We start from the raw sequence: 19,149 nt of genomic DNA, 5'->3' as shown, positions 1-19,149 counted from the left end.
TTAAATGATTTGAATGGGGGCTTTCCTTGTGTATTTTGTAGATCGAAATAAAATCACAACAAACTTACAGTACTTAGATAAACTATTAGCTATTTTTGAGGCAGAGGATAACTGGCTTCAAAGTGATATTACGAAATTAGCAATCGAGCGTATCGGTCATAACGTGATGGAATCAATGATGGATGTAGGTAACTTGATGATTGACGGCTTTATTATGCGTGATCCAGGTAGCTATGAGGATATAATTGATATTTTAATCGATGAAAAAGTTGTATCAACTGACATCGAAGCATCGTTAAAGGCTGTTGTAGGCTTACGTAAAATGCTTGTTCGTGAATTTACATCTGTAGATATTACTGAAGTTGTGAACGTTTTAACGGCAAGCTTACCTGCTTTAAAGCAGTTTGCACCAGCTGTGAATAGCTACTTAACAAATGAGTTAGGTCCCGTATCAGCATTTTTACCTGAGGATCATCAATGAAAACTTATAAGGCTTATTGCTTTGATTTAGATGGCACTGTCTACCGCGGTAAGGAAGGTATTCCTTCTGCGGTTGCTTTTATACAGAGATTACAGCAACAGGGGATTGAACCCTTTTACGTGACAAACAACTCTTCTAAAACGAGAGAGCAATTACAAGAATCTTTAAAAGCTATTGGAGTAGAAGCACCACTTCATCATATTTATTCAAGTGCTTTAGTTACGGCAAAGTATGTAGCTCTGAATTATTCAGGCAAGAAAGTAGCGATGATGGGCTCAGATGGTATTAGATTGGCGTTAAAAAATGAAGGAATTGAACCTGTAGACAACGAGCCAGATGTATTTGTTATGGGAATAGATCGGACTTTGGATTATATGGCATTAGCAAAGGCAACGATTGCAGTGCAAAATGGTGCTATACTTATCGCAACAAATCAAGATATTAAGTTTCCAACAGAATATGGATTTTTACCTGGGAATGGGTCATTTGCGCGCTTAGTAGGGGATGTTGCAGGCGTCGAGCCGATATACATCGGTAAGCCATCACCCGCAATGCTTGACATCATCGCAATAGAGCATCGTTTTACAAAAGATGAGATGGTGATGATTGGTGATAACTACGATACAGACATTATGTGTGGTATTCGTTTCGGCTGTGATACTATTCACGTCAACACAGGCGTAACACCAACAAGTGCCGTGCTTGAAAAAGAATTGCAACCTACTTATTTAGTAGAAACGCTCGTTTAAAAATACTAGCTGTGCTGGACTTTATGAAAAAACAAAGGATGTTATACCGATTAATGGTATAACATCCTTTTCATATGTGTAACTTTATTTTATAGGACTCAACATGATTGTTATAAAAACAATTATATTACCATAATGGATTTTCTTCGATAAATTGATATATAGCTTTTGTGAGCTCATCAGGAGAAGCAGCTTCAACTAAATCACCATTTACAATCGCATAAAAGGATTCAGAACACTTCGTACAGTAGCTGAGGCAGCCATATTCCAAAACGTCGATATTTGGATCGCGTTCGAGTATTTCATAAGTTTTCTGTGAGCCATTTGCTAAATTACTTACACAAAATTCAACCATTGGATTCATATGTTCACCTCACCATTGCTATGCTACTAGCTTTTGAAACGTTCGTCAATGTTTTAACTTAATTCAACAAAAGCCATCACGTTTTCAAGTGGAGAGAAATGCTAAACTTTGCACTTGATTCCGTAGGCGTCATTATTGGAATGAAGCATGTTAAGAGTTACGGAGAATGTCACAAATTTAAAGCGGTACTTTTCGAGCATGTTACCTAAAAAACTAGGTACAATAAGCTCGAGCTGTAATCGTTCTTGTATGAATTGTTGTTAAAAAACGCAAAGAAGTAATCGATATTGTGAAATCTTTCACAAAAAATGCATTATGATATTGTGAAACTTCTCACAATCGGTTATACTCATTTGTGGATACTTTGTGAACAATTATTATTAGATACATTAAAGGAGACTATTATGGGGAAATTAGTACTTTTAGGTGGCGGCTACGGCAATATGCGTGTCATGCTTCGACTTTTACCGAATAACTTACCGTTAGACACGGAAATCGTTTTAGTAGATAGAGCACCTTTCCATAGTTTAAAAACAGAATTTTATGCATTAGCAGCAGGGACATCGACAGATAAAGAAATTCGTGTAAGCTTCCCAGAGCACGAGCGTTTAACGGCTGTATATGGTGAGGCCGTTGACATTAACCGTGCAGAAAAAGTAGTCATTCTAGAAGATGGGCAACGTATTGAATATGATGATTTAGTAATTGGTCTAGGCTGTGAAGATAAATATCATGGTGTACCAGGTGCAGAAGAGTACACTTACAGCATTCAGACGATGGCAAAATCACGTGCAACATTCCAAGCGCTATGTGGCTTACCAGCAGGCTCAACTGTCGGCATTGTGGGAGCTGGTTTAAGTGGTATTGAGTTAGCGAGTGAACTACGTGAAAGCCGTGCTGATTTAAAAGTAAAATTATTTGACCGAGGTTCACGTATTTTGAAAGACTTCCCTGAGAAGCTTAGTAAATATGTAAAAGCTTGGTTTACGAAACATAATGTAGATGTAATAGCAAACTCTAATATTACTAAAGTAGAACCTGGTAAAATATTTAATCATGAAGAAGAAATTCCGTTAGATGCAATAGTTTGGACTGCAGGGGTACAGCCTGTTAAAATCGTACGCGATATGGATGTTGAAAAGGATCGCCAAGGTCGTCCAATTGTTACACAATACTTTAATGTTTTAGATGATGAGCATGTATATGTTGTAGGTGATTGTGCTTCTTCAGACTTTTCTCCAAGTGCACAATTAGCGGAAGAACAGGCAGAGCATATCGTCAAAGTATTGCGCATGCGTTGGAAAGGTGAGCATTTACCAGAAAAAATGCCAGATATTAAATTAAAAGGTTTCATGGGTTCATTAGGCAAAAAACAAGGCTTTGCATACCTAGCGGATACAACTGTTACAGGTCGTATTGCACGTTTAATGAAATCTGGATTACTGTGGATGTATAAATATCAAAACGATTAATAAGTTGCTCTTTTGTTGTTGAGCATTCATATATAATAAAAAAGGGATTGCTCAAAGAACTTCTGAACAATCCCTTTCCTATTTTCTTTACACGGTTTCGTCTGGTGTAAAGCCAAGGCTTTCAAGTGCAGTGAAGACAGGTTTTAATTGGACATAGCCTTCTCCTACTACTTCATCATTGATTAGGACCAGTGGATAGAAAAATTCATCTTCTTGAATACGTGTAGCATAATCCTGGTCACGATCATTCTCAATTGGACCTTCAATATCGACATAGCGAATATCATAGGCTTGGTTTGGATATTTTCGATCAATGGCAGCTTGTAGCCATTCATATGTATCTTTTGAAGAAGGTGCATTGACACAGCTAGCACAAATCACAGCTGTTCCGTAAATTTCAATAGTTGGTTTTGATTGACCCATAGTATTTATTCTCCTCCGTGATTCTATATTGGATTTTTTCTGTTGCTAACATTATAATCATTATAAGGAAAGGAGTCGAGACAAATGGCAGAAGCAATGATTAACGACCAAGTTCAAGAAGTATTAGATAAATTACGCCCATTCTTACTACGTGACGGTGGAGACTGTGAATTAGTAGACGTAGAAGATGGTGTTGTAAAATTACGTTTATTAGGTGCATGCGGTAGTTGCCCTAGTTCTACGATTACACTAAAAGCAGGTATCGAACGTGCTTTATTAGAAGAAGTACCAGGTATCATTGAAGTAGAGCAAGTTTTCTAATCATTTTGTATAAAAAGTTCTAGCTGAATAATTCAGGCTAGAACTTTTTTATTTACACATGTCGAGCTTTTTCTTCGCGAATAAGAGTCCATTGTTCCTTCGCCATATCAATAATTTTTGCTTCTCCACCATTGCTTTGTTTCTCAATAACTTTAGAAAAGAAGCGTGTCGCATTTTCAATATCACCGATACGACGAGATAATTCGGCAATCATATACATAATGCGAACATCTGACATTTGAGTTGAGCTATAATCTTCATTTGAATAAGATTCCATATAAAGATCACGTGACATTTTCATAAATCGTTGCTCTTGCCCTTCATTTTTTAATGCACGATATAGCCATGCAAGACGTAAAGTAAGGCCAGCTGTAGCGACGAATTTTTCCTTTTTAATAGTACCGCATAAAAAGGCTAATTTATAAGCTTGAATCGCTTGGAATATAGTACGTTCGCCTTTGAAATCATGATGTACCCATTTTTCTGTAATTTGTGTCTGAATAATATCCTGTACGCCAGGCGCAAAATATTTTGAAAAGTCTTCAGTAAAGGAGAAGCCACAATGCTCGCAAACGAATACGTTGTAGTAAAGAGCATTAACATCGTCCGCATAAATCGGATGAAAATCAGTTTCGGTATGATCTACTTTTATGAATTTAGAGCGTACTTTTAATGTAGGAAATTCTTTTTTACAATTAAGACATTGTACTTTCTTTTCGTAATATGGTGAAATCTCCATAATTGATACCTCTTTCATAGATGTAATTAAAACTATTATACCAATTCATATGTTTTGTACATGAATAAAAAATACTAATTAAGTGAAAAAATCGGGAATTTTTGCTAATAATCTACTTGAAGCTGAATGTTTGTCATATAATAGTCAAAATTGATATGATAAGTAAGAAGGAAGGTGATTGGGATGACAAGTTTAAAACAAGTAATAGAAGTGACTGAGGCAGCAGTTTTTCATATTAATGAAATGATGGAGCATAATGAGGAGCAAGGTGCTTTTTTACGCGTAGCTGTTAATGGTGGCGGATGTAGTGGTCTATCGTATGGAATGCATTTTGATAAAGAGAAAAAAGAAGACGATTTTGAAGATGTACAACATGGTTTAACGATTCTTGTTTCCCGCGAAGATGCGCCTATTTTAATGGGAACAAAAATTGACTACAAACAATCGCTTATGGGCGGTGGCTTCACCATCGATAACCCAAATGCAATCGCATCTTGTGGCTGTGGCACAAGCTTTAAAGCGGCAAAACGTGAAGGTACGCCTGAGGTTTGTGATTAATAAATAGTTGTCAATTGTTGAAGTAGGATTGCGAAAAAATAGAAATTGATGTATTAAGGAATGTAGATACGAAGCCTTTTTAATTTGTATGTTGCAACAACATCACAAATTGGGGAGGCTTTTTTGTATGGATTTTTTTGAAAAGAAGTAACGCACTTCTATTGGTAAAAGACCAGGCGGAACGAGCAGTAATCTTGTAGTGTATTTCCCGAGGATGCCCGGGAAGTTAAGAAGAGATTATTAAAAAGTACAAAAAAATCCGGACACATTGATTATATGCACAAAAGCGAAGCGTCAGTGGCTATTAGACCGGGCCGTATTATACCATTTTATGTTTTATTAATCTTTATACATTTGTGATTCAGTAGTAATAAATATTATGGAAATATATACAATATATAGGCTGAATGGTATGATGGTGAAAATGTGAAAGGGGGTAATTTGATTGAATATAATTAAGAAATGGTTAGTTGCAGTTTTTGTACTTCTCATCCTATTTAGCTTTCAGCATCAAGTAGCAGAAGCAGCTGACTATCGTACTGTGAAGATTGTAAGTGGCTCCAGCTTGATTGTGAGAGATTCGCCGAATGATACAGCCAATTCCATTGGTAATTTAGATAAAGATCAATTCGTAATAGAGTTTTCTTCATCAAATGGTTGGTCTCACATTCAAGCAGGTGAAGTAAAAGGGTATGTATCTTCCTCTTTTTTAAGTACTCCACCTTCAACTATTAAAATCGCAAATTCTAAAAGTGGCCTCGTTGTAAAATCTATGCCATCTCTATCAGCCTCAACATTAGCTACATTGAAGTATAATATGGTTGTTGAAGATTATGGTTCAGTAGGGGATGGATGGTCATTTGTGCAGTATGGCAATGTGGTAGGCTATGTTAAATCTGATTTTATGGGTCAGACTAAAACAACGACAAAGTATGTTAATACAAATAGTGGGGTTGTTGTTCGCAATATTGCCAGCCAATCTGGGGCTTCGGTAGGTTCATTAAGTAATGGTACACAAGTAACTGTACATGCTACGTTAGTAGGTTGGTCTTATGTGACTGCTAATAATGTCAAAGGGTACGTAGTAGATTCGTATTTATCTACAAAGAAACCAGTTGTACCTTTCAATAATATTAACTTTAACTTGTCTATTAAAGATGTAGAGAAAAATGAAAAATCAAAGTTTATACAAAAACTTCAAGACGGTAGAGAGACATTTTTAATCTATGAAACGATGAAATATGGCTATTATGCAGAGTTGACTTACATTTTTTTAGGTGGGCAATTAGAGTATATTACTTATAACTTCTTTCCAGAAGAAAATAGTTTTCACACATGGGATCAAATGTCAACGATACATGACCTACTACATAGACAAGGAGTAGCTGAATTTGGTAATGATTATCAATTTAGTTATGAAAAATATAGCGCTTTATATACAGGTTGGGAAAAGAGTGGTTACGCAGTTTTGATTGCAGTGGATGATAAAAATCTTTATACTACAGCAAAATTAATATATTATCGTAAGTGAAATGCCGTTTTAGTGGTCGGTTTCTTCAACAATAATATTAAATAAAATGGCTCTCTTTTATTTATGTATTTTAGTAAATAGAAGGGGGTTTTTGATGATTTCAAGTGAAAGCCAATTAATCAGTTATTTTGAGTATCGGATAAGCACTATCGAATTATGTAAATATAGTATCTATATATGGATTAATAAAACTTCTATATATTTGTGTTAAGTCTGTAGGTAAATTACAATAAGCAAAAAATTGAAGACTTTCTGATTCATTGTAGTCGATTTTCATTTCGCTACTAAATTCCTTTGTGTAATAAACAGCTGTTATAGAATATAATTCATCACCATTTGATACTTTTAAATAGTATTCAGATCCTGAGAATACATTCAGTAATTTTAGGTTGTGGACTAATAATCCGGTTTCTTCGAAAACTTCCCTCTTGGCTACTTCTTCAAAACTCTCTCCTAAATCCATTAAGCCACCTGGTAATCCCCAAGTACCATCATTTCTTTTTTGGAGTAATAACTCATTTTTATCATTTAATATTATGACAACCGAACCTGGCAAAATTATTGGTTGGTGACCTACATATTGTCTTAGGTATTTGAAATACTCCATTTAATCATCTCTTTTCTCCATTAGAAGTGTTTGACTTGGCTGAGCGTTACAGGAAAGTCTAGAATGGACTCTGATTATAATAATATGGACATATAATACTCATCTACATATTGACCGTCAATACATAAAGAGTGTCTTTTAACACCTTCAATTTCAAAGCCCAATTTTGTATATAAATGAACGGCAACTTCATTTGATGCGATAACCGTTAAATCTAGTCGGTGCAATCCTACTTGCTGTGCCCATGCCATTACATGCGTAAAAAGGGCATTACCGACGCCTTGACCACGACTTTCACTATTTACGCCAATTACAATATTTGCTCGATGTGCTATACGTTGCGGCTTTTCATTTTGGACGATTAAATAACCGACAATTCGTTCATCTACACATGCAACAAAAACCCCTGATTTCTCATTACTATGAGTTGCATCAATAAATTTAGCGAACTTTTCAGGATTCACTACTCTTTCTTGCGGAGAAAATAGCATAAAACCAGATGCTTCGGCATTTGTCATTACACTTACTATTTTTTCAGCTTCACTAGATAATGCTTTTCTTACTTCAACCATAAATTTTCCTGCCTTTTTTCTAATTTTAATATGTTTATTTTTCTGTCTAGATATAATTGTAGCACTTTAAATGATAATTCAGTATATATATGGAAAATTATTAGGGGGATTATTGCTATATTTACAACTAAAGTTGAGGTAGTTCTAGGGTTTTTGAATAATAAAAGGTTTGTTAAAGTAGTTTAATTGAGGTAAAAAGGTAGGTACAATTAGTACGAAAAAAAAGAAGCCTCGATTATCTTCTTAATTGTGGGCTTCTTTATGTACCTTTAAGAAATGTTTAACTTAGTTTAGCTAATACATCTTCATAAATTTCTTCTGAAGGTTTATCGAGTGCAATGGAGAATTCGGAAAATATAATTTCTTGTAAAGAGTGCAATAATTTTTCTTCTTGATTTGGGAATTTTTTTTCGTTTGCTTCATATTCAAACTTTTTGCGTAGCAATGTATTTAAAAGGTTCGCCTGTTTTTGTCGATCGCCTGTTTTAATAATTTCTACGTGAAATCTCATCCGATGTGTGTTTTGTTCAATCCATTCAATACCGGGAGACGTAAATGAACTTAAAATTCTAATGGCATCATCTTTTTTAATAATATCTCTAAGTTGTTTTTTTGCATTATCGATAGGAGTACGAATTGTTAATTTTGAATCGTTGAGTGGTTGTAAAACGTAGTAAGTTTTAGTAATGTCGCTAAAGGTTTGTTCACAAATATCTTCAACTGAACAAAGTCCATGTGATGAATAAATGACTACATCGCCAACATTGTACATGTATAATCCCTCCATCAAACATTATTGTCAACTTGGTTGACTAAATTAATTGTAAACAATAAAAGAACTTTTGTCAACTTAGTTGACGACTGGGTCGTTTTTTTGTATAGTAATTACGAAATTATGGAATGAAGGTGAACGAGTTGAAGGACGAATTGCAAAATCGAGATGTCATTGATTTGTTGAGCGAACGTCATGAAATACTTCGACGACTTGCTGAAGAGAAATGGAATAAATATAATACAATCCATATATCTAACTCAGAATGGCATATTTTAAGTAAAATATATAAAAACCAACCTACTATTTCAGAGGTAACGAAAGTTGTCGATTTTTCCCGTCAGGCTACTCACAAATTTATAAAAAGTTTAGAAGCAAAAGGCTTGGTAGAGGTGAGCAATGCTGAGCATAGTAAAAAACACAAAGTGATCCGAATGACAAATTTCGGCGAAGTTTGCTATGAACAAAACGAACGTAACAAAGCGGAAATTGAACAACAATTGGTTCGCACAATTGGAGAAGAATCAGTAACGAAATTAAAAAATATATTACAACTTAATTGGAGTATTGAGCAGTTAGAGGCATAACAACGAGTAGTTTTTAACAATGACTATTTCTTAATTCTTCGAATTGTCGATAAAAGGAATCAAGAAGTTTATTCTTGATTCCTTTTATCTTATTACCTATCCAGTCGATTGTAGCGATGGGGGGTGACTCCTGTGGGAACAGCACAAAATGTAAGACGCGTGCATCTCGTGCGTTAGCGAGGATTGCTATTTACAATGTGTCCGAAGAATGCACCGCCTGAAGCGGAAATCAACAATAGTAGTCATCTACAGTTTTTGAATTCAACTTTTCCCATCTACGCATACTTTTTTTATAAATTATTGCTTCTAAGAATAGAAATGAAAAAGCTATAATATGGACATAGAGGTGAATGGTTATGAAAAAAGATCGTGGCAAAGTTTGGTTAGGCGTTGCAGGTTGCACTGTCAATGAAATTGGGCAATGGCTCGTTGTAAAAAAGGCTTATAGTGGTTTAAAAGGACGCTGGTCATTACCAGCCGGTTTTGTTAATGCAGGAGAAACAGTTGATGAGGCAGTTGTTCGAGAATTGAAAGAAGAAACTGGCATCGATTGTTATGTTTCGGGTTTAATCGGCTTTCGTACAGGTGTTATTCGTGGTGAAATTAGTGATAACATGGCTATTTTTTATTGCAAGATGAAGGATGAACAACAACAGCTCTTTATTCAAGAAAATGAAATATTAGAGGCCAAATGGCTGTATCCTAGTGAGCTGGCACAAGATGAAATGACATCTGTTATGTTAAAGGAAATGGTGTCTAATCAATTTGAACAGCATCAATTAGATGCAATTGATGGCATCAATCCAGGTGACGTGTTCGGTTACTCCTCCTATCGATTATTTTTTAAAAAATAATATGATGATAATAGCAGGCTACTTTTACTAGAAGTTGGTTTTTTACTAAAATATGACGAACATGCGAAATGAAGGATATGTTCATTGAAAGCACTCTCATAATCATGTAAACTAATGAGAGGAAAACGGAGGTTATACATACATGGGTGGTTCAGTTTCAATCGTGCAGTTAATCATTTCAATTGTGTTATTTTTCGTCATGTTTTTTGGTATCGGATTTCTATTGAATATGTTACTGCGGATGACTTGGTTAATGGCAGTTGTATATCCAATTGTAGTTGTCTTTATTGTTGATGATGTAAGCTTTTTAGATTATATTTTTAAACCTGGTTCAGCCTTCCCAGCGCTGTTAGATAAATTGCAAGCGTTACAAGTAGTAGATATTTCTATTTTATCCGGTGGCTTTGCAGGGGCAATTGTAGCAGGAATTGTTATGATTTATTTAAGAAAAAGTGGATATCGGATGTTTTAACGTTAAAAAGACAAAATGGATATATAAAAGGAGCTGGTTCGTGGATGTGAACCAACTCTTTTTTTATTGAATGAATTGATAGGTTATGATAGCGATAAAGATGCCTGTTAATGCTCCGAAAAACACCTCACTACGCTTATGACCAAGCAAAGTTTTCAACTCTTCCATTTTTTCCTGCCCATCCATCTGTGGCCAATCTTTAATATCACGTAGCAACGTCTGAAAATCTTTGCGAAGTTGATTTAATACAACTGCGTGTTGCCCTGCTTGGAAACGAACACCACTTGCATCATACATAACAATGAACGAAAACATTGCGGCTATAGCAAAAACAGGTGAATCTAAACCTGTTTCATACGCTATTGATGTTGTTAACCCCGTAACAGAAGCAGAGTGAGAGCTAGGCATTCCTCCAGTGGATGTAAATAGGCCCCATTTTATTTGTCTTGTCATTAAAAAATGTATAGGAATTTTTACAAACTGTGCAAAGAGAACAGAAAAGAGGGCGACGAGTAGAGGGGTATTTTGAAGTATCGCCAAATTCATCACAACCTTCACTTATAATTGCTTTTATTATAACATTCATTATTTTCTAAAAGAAGAAATAGCTAAATATTACGCGCTTTTTTGAAAGTTAGGTATAATAGAAATATTGAATGGAGGAATAATTATGCATATTGTTAAAGAAGCAAAAACATTTGAATCGATTTCTACAGAATTATTAGTTGTAGGGGTTACAAAACATCGTGAACAAATGCAAGATTGGGCAAGTTTTTCAGCATTTTACGGAGAATCACTAAATGCTTGGCTTAGTGCAGGCGATGTATCGACTGAACTAAAATCGATTACGAAATTGCCATTCGTGAAGGAACATGACAATTTAAAACGTATTTTATTTGTAGGCTTAGATGAGCGTAAAAACTTAACAGAAGGTGACTTACGTGCTGCATTTGGATTAGTCGGTAAAGAGCTTAAAGCTTTAAAAGTAAAAGACTATTCAATTTGGCTTGAATCATTTACAACAGAAGCTATAACTGTAGATGATGTTGCGTTTTTAGCGGGTGAAGGAACAACGCTAGGCTATTATTCTATTCCTCATTATAAAACAACTTCAAATGAAGTAGATAAACGTATTGAAGCAGTAAATTTAGTGACTACTGCTGAGGATTTAGATGAGGTTGTGGCTAGTTTTGAAGTCGGTATTATTTATGCAGATGCAGTTAACGAGGCACGTAGCTTAATTAATCTACCACCAAATCTATTAACTGCAACAGACTTAGCAAATTATGCACAGTCCCTCGCAATCGACTATGATTTTGAAGTGGAAATTTTAGATAAAGCTCAACTAGAGGAACTTGGTATGGGCGGTATTTTAAGTGTCAATCAAGGTTCATATGAAGAACCTCGTTTAATCACGTTAAAATATAAAGCAACAGAAGATTTCGCTGATCCAATTGGTCTTGTGGGTAAAGGCGTTACGTATGATACGGGTGGTTATTCATTAAAACCTAAAGATTCGATGGTTGGTATGAAGGGCGATATGGGCGGTGCAGCAGCAGTGCTCGGTGCTATGAAAATTATCGGTGAATTACGCCCTAATAAAAACGTAGTTGCAGTTATTGGCTCTACTGATAATATGGTTTCTGATACAGCCTTTAAACCTGATGATGTAATTACAACGTATAGTGGTAAAACGGTTGAGATTTTAAATACTGATGCTGAAGGACGTTTAGTATTGGCAGATGCTACTACATATGCTAAACAACAAGGAGCAACTGCACTTATTGACGTTGCTACTTTAACAGGCGGTGTTATTACAGCACTTGGTCTAGATAAAACGGGTGCACTTTCTAATGATGACGAATTCTATGCTAGTTTCATGGAAGCAGCACAAGAGACAGATGAGTTTGTATGGCGTATGCCTTTAACAGAAAGTGATAAGAAACGAATTCGTAAATCAGATGTTGCAGATTTGAACAACTCTCCTGGTCGCGATGGTCATATGATTTTCGGTGGTGGCTTCGTAGGCGAATTTGTTGGTGATTTACCTTGGATTCATTTAGATATTGCAGGTACATCGGATACAGGAGCTGCACATGATTTAGGACCAAAAGGTGGTACGGGTGTCATGGTGCGTACATTAGCAAACTTTGTGCAACGTTTAGGTGAAGAAAAATAGAGTAGGCAAAGGACTCGCGGGATATGTATCTCCCTTCATACGATAGAGAAGAAGGGAGGAAGCCTATGCGAAATTTCGGAGGATATCCTGGAGGCTTTGGAGGAGGCTTTTGGCCAATTGGCGGGCCGTTTTTTGGTGGTTTTTTAGGAAGTTTACTTGGATCACAATTCAACCAATATCCCTACTACCCGAATTATCCGTACTATCGTCCATATCCACCAGGTCCATATTTCGGTCCACGTAGACCATATCCACGGTTTAGACCATACTAATTTGATTTCTATGAACGAACAAAAGTTCAGCTTGTGGCTTGACCCAAAAATAAAAAGTATGCAAGGAGTACACGCTCCTTGCATATTTTTTTTGCATTGTTACCTTTCATTGCTCCGTTTAAACGGTTAGCATTTTTAAAAGGAATAAAACAACTGTTGACAGAATATACTAAATTATTTATTATTCTTATTATATTACTAAGAATTAAAAATGGAAGCTGACTAGCAAACTAGAGGCTCTTATTATTCACAGGCATTGCTTTGCCTATGGATAGTATGAGTCTCTTTTTTTATCGATAGAAAGGAGTGCCATGACATGGGGAAAGTTTACATTGTAGGAGCCGGTCCGGGCGATATTGATTTGATTACGCTAAGAGGATTACGCTGCATTGAACAGGCGGATGTCATCTTATACGACAGACTGATTAATAAGGACTTATTAACGTATGCGAAAAAAAGTGCCAAGTTGATATTTTGTGGAAAGTTACCAAATCGACATGCCATGATTCAGGATCATATTAATCATTCCCTTGTAAGCTATGCACAGCAAGGCTTTATTGTCACAAGGTTAAAAGGGGGTGACCCATTCGTTTTTGGCAGAGGTGCTGAGGAAGCAGAAGTGCTTGCACAACATCATATTCCATTTGAAATCGTACCTGGGATCACCTCTGGAATAGCCGCGCCAGCATATGCGGGTATTCCTGTTACACATCGGGATTTAAGTTCAAGCTTCGCAATGGTCACAGGTCATATGCGAGAGGGAAAAGATGATGCTATTCAATGGGAAAGTCTTGCTAAAGGAATAGATACGCTTGCGATTTATATGGGGGTTGGAAATTTACCTTATATCCAACAGCAGTTAATAAAATACGGACGTGACGAGCAAACGCCTGTCGCACTTATTCATTGGGGAACATGTCAGCAACAAAAAACTGTCATTGGAACATTAGCGAATATTGTGGATGTTGCACAGCAAGAAAATATTCAAAATCCAAGCATGATTGTAATTGGTGAAGTGGTGACATTACGGGAAAAAATTCAATGGTTTGAGGAAACTTGTCCTAAAATGCCTTTAAAAGAAATTTCAGTATAGGGAAGTGTTTTGATGCAGGCTATTTTATATGTGGCACATGGTAGTCGGGTAAAGGCTGGTGTAGAGCAAGCAGTTGCATTTTTACAGCGAGTGCAACAGGACATTGATTTACCGATTCAGGAAATTTGTTTTTTAGAGCTAGCCCAGCCAACGATTGCACAAGGTATTGAAAATTGCGTACGCCAAGGGGCTACAGCCATTGCAATTATGCCGATTCTTTTGTTAGCTGCCCAGCATGCGAAGCACGATATCCCTCAGGAGATTGAAAAGGCAAAAAAGCGATACCCAACAGTACGCTTTACATACGGGGAGCCACTCGGAGTACATGAGCTATTAATTGACACACTACAAACGCGAATTTTAGAAACAGAGCTTTATGCTAACAATGCAAGCGTATTACTCATTGGTCGTGGCAGTAGTGATCCAGCAGTTAAAGAGGATTTAGCTAAAATTGCGTTAAGATTACGTGAAAAATATAGTTATGTAGCAGTCGATACATGCTTTTTATACGGAGCGGGTCCTAGCTTGGAAGGTTGGATAAAGCAAAGGCAACAATTCAATCATCGTGTATTTATCGTGCCGTATTTATTGTTTACAGGCATTTTACGTCAAAGTATTGCCAAGCAATTGCAAGGATATGAGGAAAACAACATGATTTTATGTAATAGCTTGGGCTATGACGATAATGTAAGGAAAGTATTAGTGGAACGTATCGTTCAATTAGTACAACTAAATTATTTGGAGGAAGGGTGTTTTTCGTAATGGTAGATAAGAGAGAAGAAAATATCAATCTAGCATTAGATAATGTCCGACAAATTTTAAATACAGTTAACCATGGTTCGATTACATTAATTGTACAAAATTTTTACGTTGTACAAATTGAAAAAAAAGAAAAAATACGACTTAGATAATTTTAAATTATACGTGAGGTGGCATAGTTTGAAACTGCAAGTAATTAACAGTCCTTTTAATGAGGAGCAGGTGAAACTTTTAAATGAGCTTCTACCTAATTTAACAGGAGAACAAAAAATTTGGTTAAATGGTTACTTAAGTGCGCTACTAGCAACCATTGATACAAACGTAGTAGAAGAAGCAAAATTGTCAGTTGTCCCAACAACGAAATCAGTAACACTGTTATATGGTTCACAAACAGGAAATAGCCAAGGCTTAGCTGAAAAATATGCAGCTGCGTTAAAAGCCAATGATGTTGAGGTAACAGTTACATCTTTAGCGAAGTTTAAGCCGAATAATTTAAAGAAAATAACGAATCTATTGCTCGTAGTAAGTACGCATGGTGAAGGGGAACCACCCGATCAAGCAATTCAATTTTATGAATTTTTACACAGTAAACGTGCACCCAAACTTGAGCATCTGCACTTTTCCGTATTGGCATTAGGCGATAGCTCATATGAATTTTTCTGTAAAACAGGTCAGGATTTTGACGCGCAATTTGAAAAGTTAGGCGCAACACGTATTGTTCCACGAACAGACTGTGATGTTGATTACGATGAACCTGCTGCCAAATGGTTTACGGATGTTCAACAGGCATTATTAGAGCATACAGATACAGCGATTAAAACGGAGCAAACGCAAATATTAGAAGGAGATGCTACATATTCCCGTAAAAATCCGTATTATGCTGAAGTATTGGAAAACATCAATTTAAATGGTCGTGGCTCTGAAAAAGAAACGCGTCATATCGAGTTATCAATTGAAGGAGCGAATTTTCAATTTCAGCCTGGAGATAGCATTGGTATTCTTCCAGAAAATGATGAAACATTAGTGCATGCATTAATAACAGCATTACAGTTTAATCCACAGGCACAAGTAACTGTATCTGATGAGGCAATGCAATTAAAAGATGCGCTTCGGAAAAAGTTGGAAATTACGGTTTTATCAAAGCCTCTTTTACAAAAAATTAGCGCATTTACGGTGCATAAAGAATTTGCGAAGCTATGTGAAAGTTCTACAGCTTGGAAGGACTATGCAAGAGGACGGGATTTAGTAGATATCGCTGAAGATTTTGCTCCATTTACTTGGGATGCTCAACAATTTGTTGACCTTCTTCGCAAAATACCAGTTAGACTTTATTCCATTGCAAGTAGCCAATTAGCAAATAGTGATGAAGTCCATTTAACAATAGGAAAAGTAAGCTATGAAACGAATGGCCGAGTGCGTTTTGGGGTGTGTTCCGGTAGTGTTGCAGGGCGCGTCAATATTGGTGATACATTGCCGATTTATGTTCATAAAAACCCGAACTTTAGATTACCAGAACAAGCAGACACACCAATTATTATGATTGGCGCTGGTACAGGAGTTGCGCCATATCGTGCATTTTTAGAGGAGCGAGAGGAATTAGGTATAGAGGGGAAATCTTGGTTAATTTTTGGCGATCAGCATTTTATGACGGATTTCCTTTATCAAACAGATTGGCAGCGTTGGCTTGCCTCAGGAACATTAGCTCAAATGGATATAGCCTTTTCTCGTGATACAGATAAAAAAATATATGTCCAACATAAAATCGAGGAAAAGGCACAAGCATTTTATGAATGGCTTGAGCAAGGGGCTGTTATTTACGTATGTGGCGATAAAAAATCGATGGCTGCTGATGTTGATCAAACAATCCGTCACATTATTGAGCAGCATGGGAACAAAACGCCTGAGGAAGCGAAAGCTTATATCAATGATTTGAAACAGCAAAAACGCTACCAACGTGACGTTTATTAGTAAAGGAGCGAAAAAGATGACTGGAAAAATTATTTTACCTCCACAACCTGGGACACCTAGTGATGTAGAACGTATTAAAAGCGATAGTAATTACTTACGTGGGACACTTGAACGGACTATGAATGATCCATTAAGCTCAGGAATTCCTGAGGATGATAATAGATTAATGAAATTCCACGGAAGTTACTTACAGGATGACAGAGATTTGCGAAATGAACGACAGCGTCAAAAGCTAGAACCAGCGTATCAGTTTATGGTGCGAGTAAGAACACCTGGTGGGGCTGCAACACCTGCACAGTGGCTTGTGATGGATGACATGGCAAGAAAATATGGCAATGGCTCATTAAAATTAACGACACGTCAGGCATTCCAAGTACATGGCATTTTGAAATGGAATGTCAAAAAATATATGCAAGAAATTAATGATGTTCTGTTAGATTCACTCGCTGCATGTGGGGATGTGAATCGAAATGTGATGTGTAATGTCAATCCGAACCAATCGTCATTACATGAGGAAATTTACAATTGGTCAGCAAAGTTAAGTGAGCATTTATTGCCAAGAACTCGTGCCTATCACGAGCTATGGCTTGATGGTGAAAAAGTAGTAGATAGCCAAGAGGAAGAAATTGAGCCTATTTACGGTGCACAATATTTACCGCGTAAATTTAAAATCGGTATGGCAATTCCACCAAGCAATGATGTCGATGTTTATTCCCAAGATATCGGTTTAATTGCAATCATTGAAGAAGACCAGCTAGTGGGCTTTAATGTAGCTGTTGGAGGAGGCATGGGAATGTCGCATGGTGACCATGAAACATATCCACAGCTTGCTCGTATTATTGGCTTTATTACACCTGACAAATTGCTTGAAACGTCGGAGAAAATTATTACGATTCAGCGTGACTATGGTAATCGTTCAGTTCGTAAAAATGCACGTTTTAAATATACAATTGATGCGCGAGGACTCGACTGGTTTAAAGCAGAATTACATCGTCGTTTAGGATGGGAACTACAAGAGGAACGTCCATTTACATTTGAACGTACTGGTGATGAATTTGGATGGATCAAAGGTGCTGATGGCAATTGGCATTACACATTATTTATTCAAAATGGGCGAATTAAAGATTTTGAGGATTACGAGCTGTTAACTGGTTTACGAGAAATTGCCAAAGTGCATAGCGGAGATTTTCGTTTAACACCAAATCAAAACTTAATGATTAGCAATGTATCGCAACAGAAGAAGAAACAAATAGCTGCACTTATTGAACAGTATAAGTTAACAGATGGTGCGCATTACTCAGCACTGCGCCGCAATTCAATTGCTTGTGTATCGTTACCTACTTGTGGTTTAGCAATGGCAGAGGCAGAGCGTTATTTACCTTCACTCATTACGAAAATTGATACGATTATTGATGAAGCTGGTTTACATGACACCGAAATTGTTATTCGTATGTCTGGTTGTCCAAATGGCTGCTCACGTGCAGCAATGGGCGAAATAGGCTTTATCGGCAAAGGTCCAGGTAAGTACAATATGTATCTTGGCGCTAGCTTTACAGGTAATCGTTTGAATAAAATTTATCGTGAAAATATTGGGGAAGAAGAAATTTTAGCGGAGTTACGTCCAATTCTTTTGCATTTTGCAAAGGACCGTTTAGATGGTGAGCATTTCGGAGACTTTGTTATTCGTGCGGGCTATGTAATAGCAGTCTTTGATGGACGAGAATTTCATAACTAAAATATATGCAAAGTAGAAAAAGTGTTAGATTGACTACCATCAATCTAACACTTTTTATGTATGCCGTTGTTGTCCGCTCCGGCGGTGCTTTCCGCGGGCACACACGTAAGCCACAACCCTCGCTAACGCGCGGTTTGTTGTGTCTTACGCTGCGTGTGTTCCCGCAGGAGTCACCGCCTTCGCTACCAACAACTAGTACACGCTGCTAATTTATTATTTTTGCAAAAGAAAGAATTGCTGATTCTAGACAATCTACCAACTATTAAGCTATGCCGTTGTTGTCTGCTCCGTCAGTGCTTTCCGCGGGCACACACGTAAGCCACAACCCTCGCTAACGCGCGGTTTGTTGTGTCTTACGCTGCGTGTGTTCCCGCAGGAGTCACCGCCTTCGCTACCAACAACTAGTACACGCTGCTAATTTATTATTTTTGCAAAAGAAAGAATTGCTGATTCTAGACAATCTACCAACTATTAAGCTATGCCGTTGTTGTCTGCTCCGTCAGTGCTTTCCGCGGGCACACACGTAAGCCGCAACCCTCGCTAAAGCGCGGCTTGTTGTGTCTTACGTTGCGTGTGTTCCCGCAGGAGTCACCGCCTTCGCTACCAACAACTAGTACACGCTGCTAATTTATTAATCTTGC

General features: G+C 37.0%; 23 protein-coding genes. 16 read left to right on the top strand and 7 right to left on the bottom strand.

Annotation, left to right across the window (positions count from 1 at the left end; genetic code table 11):
* Positions 1-28: 28 nt before the first annotated feature.
* Both ACIP9G_RS12640 and ACIP9G_RS12635 read left to right on the top strand, forming a co-directional pair.
* The gene (locus ACIP9G_RS12640) at positions 29-481 is read left to right on the top strand and encodes a DUF86 domain-containing protein (RefSeq protein ID WP_340822813.1); all 453 of its coding nucleotides are present in this window, start codon (positions 29-31) and stop codon (positions 479-481) included.
* Positions 478-1,230, top strand: a complete 753-nt coding sequence (locus tag ACIP9G_RS12635; protein ID WP_401019728.1) for a TIGR01457 family HAD-type hydrolase — start codon at positions 478-480, stop codon at positions 1,228-1,230. Before ACIP9G_RS12640 ends, ACIP9G_RS12635 begins: the two co-directional genes overlap by 4 nt.
* Positions 1,231-1,357: 127 nt before the next feature.
* Here the strand turns inward: ACIP9G_RS12635 and ACIP9G_RS12630 are convergent, their stop codons facing one another.
* Positions 1,358-1,594 (bottom strand): YuzB family protein, encoded by a 237-nt coding sequence (locus tag ACIP9G_RS12630; RefSeq protein WP_337980526.1) that lies wholly within the window; start codon positions 1,592-1,594, stop codon positions 1,358-1,360.
* 404 nt (positions 1,595-1,998) lie between these two features.
* Between ACIP9G_RS12630 and ACIP9G_RS12625 the strand changes: the two genes are divergently transcribed.
* Complete coding sequence (locus ACIP9G_RS12625; protein ID WP_340822817.1) at positions 1,999-3,066, top strand: NAD(P)/FAD-dependent oxidoreductase; 1,068 nt, start codon at positions 1,999-2,001, stop codon at positions 3,064-3,066.
* Between the two features lie 87 nt (positions 3,067-3,153).
* Here the strand turns inward: ACIP9G_RS12625 and ACIP9G_RS12620 are convergent, their stop codons facing one another.
* The gene (locus tag ACIP9G_RS12620; RefSeq protein WP_340822818.1) at positions 3,154-3,489 is read right to left on the bottom strand and encodes a YuzD family protein; all 336 of its coding nucleotides are present in this window, start codon (positions 3,487-3,489) and stop codon (positions 3,154-3,156) included.
* An 84-nt stretch (positions 3,490-3,573) separates the two neighbouring features.
* On the opposite strand from ACIP9G_RS12620, the gene ACIP9G_RS12615 reads away from it, so the two are divergent.
* Entirely contained in the window at positions 3,574-3,810 is a 237-nt protein-coding gene (locus ACIP9G_RS12615; protein ID WP_340822819.1) for a NifU family protein, read from the top strand.
* A gap of 52 nt (positions 3,811-3,862) precedes the next feature.
* On the opposite strand, the gene ACIP9G_RS12610 is transcribed toward ACIP9G_RS12615, so the two are convergent.
* Positions 3,863-4,549, bottom strand: coding sequence for a DUF2225 domain-containing protein (locus ACIP9G_RS12610; RefSeq protein ID WP_401019724.1), 687 nt, complete (start codon positions 4,547-4,549; stop codon positions 3,863-3,865).
* A 183-nt stretch (positions 4,550-4,732) separates the two neighbouring features.
* Here ACIP9G_RS12610 and ACIP9G_RS12605 point away from each other — a divergent pair, with 183 nt between their 5' ends.
* Positions 4,733-5,107, top strand: coding sequence for a HesB/IscA family protein (locus tag ACIP9G_RS12605; protein ID WP_340822822.1), 375 nt, complete (start codon positions 4,733-4,735; stop codon positions 5,105-5,107).
* Between the two features lie 445 nt (positions 5,108-5,552).
* Entirely contained in the window at positions 5,553-6,638 is a 1,086-nt protein-coding gene (locus ACIP9G_RS12600) for an SH3 domain-containing protein (RefSeq protein ID WP_401019722.1), read from the top strand.
* A gap of 154 nt (positions 6,639-6,792) precedes the next feature.
* On the opposite strand, the gene ACIP9G_RS12595 is transcribed toward ACIP9G_RS12600, so the two are convergent.
* The 3 genes from ACIP9G_RS12595 to ACIP9G_RS12585 form a co-directional block, all read right to left on the bottom strand.
* Entirely contained in the window at positions 6,793-7,245 is a 453-nt protein-coding gene (locus ACIP9G_RS12595; RefSeq protein WP_401019720.1) for an NUDIX hydrolase, read from the bottom strand.
* A 74-nt stretch (positions 7,246-7,319) separates the two neighbouring features.
* Positions 7,320-7,817, bottom strand: coding sequence for a GNAT family N-acetyltransferase (locus ACIP9G_RS12590; RefSeq protein WP_401019718.1), 498 nt, complete (start codon positions 7,815-7,817; stop codon positions 7,320-7,322).
* A 280-nt stretch (positions 7,818-8,097) separates the two neighbouring features.
* Entirely contained in the window at positions 8,098-8,589 is a 492-nt protein-coding gene (locus ACIP9G_RS12585; protein WP_340822825.1) for a CarD family transcriptional regulator, read from the bottom strand.
* 134 nt (positions 8,590-8,723) lie between these two features.
* On the opposite strand from ACIP9G_RS12585, the gene ACIP9G_RS12580 reads away from it, so the two are divergent.
* From ACIP9G_RS12580 to ACIP9G_RS12570, 3 genes are all read left to right on the top strand, one after another.
* Entirely contained in the window at positions 8,724-9,176 is a 453-nt protein-coding gene (locus tag ACIP9G_RS12580) for a MarR family winged helix-turn-helix transcriptional regulator (protein ID WP_401012935.1), read from the top strand.
* 356 nt (positions 9,177-9,532) lie between these two features.
* Complete coding sequence (locus ACIP9G_RS12575) at positions 9,533-10,030, top strand: NUDIX hydrolase (RefSeq protein WP_340822827.1); 498 nt, start codon at positions 9,533-9,535, stop codon at positions 10,028-10,030.
* A 142-nt stretch (positions 10,031-10,172) separates the two neighbouring features.
* Positions 10,173-10,502 (top strand): YuiB family protein, encoded by a 330-nt coding sequence (locus tag ACIP9G_RS12570; protein WP_340822828.1) that lies wholly within the window; start codon positions 10,173-10,175, stop codon positions 10,500-10,502.
* Positions 10,503-10,565: 63 nt separating this feature from the next.
* Here the strand turns inward: ACIP9G_RS12570 and ACIP9G_RS12565 are convergent, their stop codons facing one another.
* Positions 10,566-11,048, bottom strand: a complete 483-nt coding sequence (locus ACIP9G_RS12565) for a divergent PAP2 family protein (protein ID WP_340822829.1) — start codon at positions 11,046-11,048, stop codon at positions 10,566-10,568.
* A 124-nt stretch (positions 11,049-11,172) separates the two neighbouring features.
* Between ACIP9G_RS12565 and ACIP9G_RS12560 the strand changes: the two genes are divergently transcribed.
* From ACIP9G_RS12560 to cysI, 7 genes are all read left to right on the top strand, one after another.
* Positions 11,173-12,681 carry a leucyl aminopeptidase gene (locus tag ACIP9G_RS12560; RefSeq protein ID WP_401019714.1) on the top strand — a complete coding sequence of 503 codons (1,509 nt, stop codon included), beginning with the start codon at positions 11,173-11,175 and terminating at the stop codon, positions 12,679-12,681.
* Positions 12,682-12,746: 65 nt separating this feature from the next.
* Positions 12,747-12,953 (top strand): uroporphyrin-III methyltransferase, encoded by a 207-nt coding sequence (locus ACIP9G_RS12555; RefSeq protein WP_401019712.1) that lies wholly within the window; start codon positions 12,747-12,749, stop codon positions 12,951-12,953.
* 316 nt (positions 12,954-13,269) lie between these two features.
* Complete coding sequence (gene cobA / locus ACIP9G_RS12550; protein ID WP_401019710.1) at positions 13,270-14,046, top strand: uroporphyrinogen-III C-methyltransferase; 777 nt, start codon at positions 13,270-13,272, stop codon at positions 14,044-14,046.
* Between the two features lie 12 nt (positions 14,047-14,058).
* A complete protein-coding gene (locus ACIP9G_RS12545; protein WP_401019708.1) occupies positions 14,059-14,808 on the top strand; it encodes a sirohydrochlorin chelatase in 750 nt (249 codons plus the stop codon).
* Entirely contained in the window at positions 14,808-14,957 is a 150-nt protein-coding gene (locus ACIP9G_RS12540; protein ID WP_340822835.1) for a DUF2292 domain-containing protein, read from the top strand. Before ACIP9G_RS12545 ends, ACIP9G_RS12540 begins: the two co-directional genes overlap by 1 nt.
* A 28-nt stretch (positions 14,958-14,985) precedes the next feature.
* Complete coding sequence (locus ACIP9G_RS12535) at positions 14,986-16,773, top strand: assimilatory sulfite reductase (NADPH) flavoprotein subunit (protein ID WP_401019705.1); 1,788 nt, start codon at positions 14,986-14,988, stop codon at positions 16,771-16,773.
* A 16-nt stretch (positions 16,774-16,789) separates the two neighbouring features.
* Positions 16,790-18,508 carry an assimilatory sulfite reductase (NADPH) hemoprotein subunit gene (cysI, locus tag ACIP9G_RS12530; RefSeq protein ID WP_401019703.1) on the top strand — a complete coding sequence of 573 codons (1,719 nt, stop codon included), beginning with the start codon at positions 16,790-16,792 and terminating at the stop codon, positions 18,506-18,508.
* Positions 18,509-19,149 lie beyond the last annotated feature (641 nt).

It is taken from the genome of Lysinibacillus sp. NPDC093197, assembly GCF_044754025.1.
Taxonomy (GTDB): domain Bacteria; phylum Bacillota; class Bacilli; order Bacillales_A; family Planococcaceae; genus Lysinibacillus.
The sequence above is the reverse complement of the archived record's forward strand: the minus strand, read 5'-3'. Positions and strand labels throughout refer to the sequence as shown.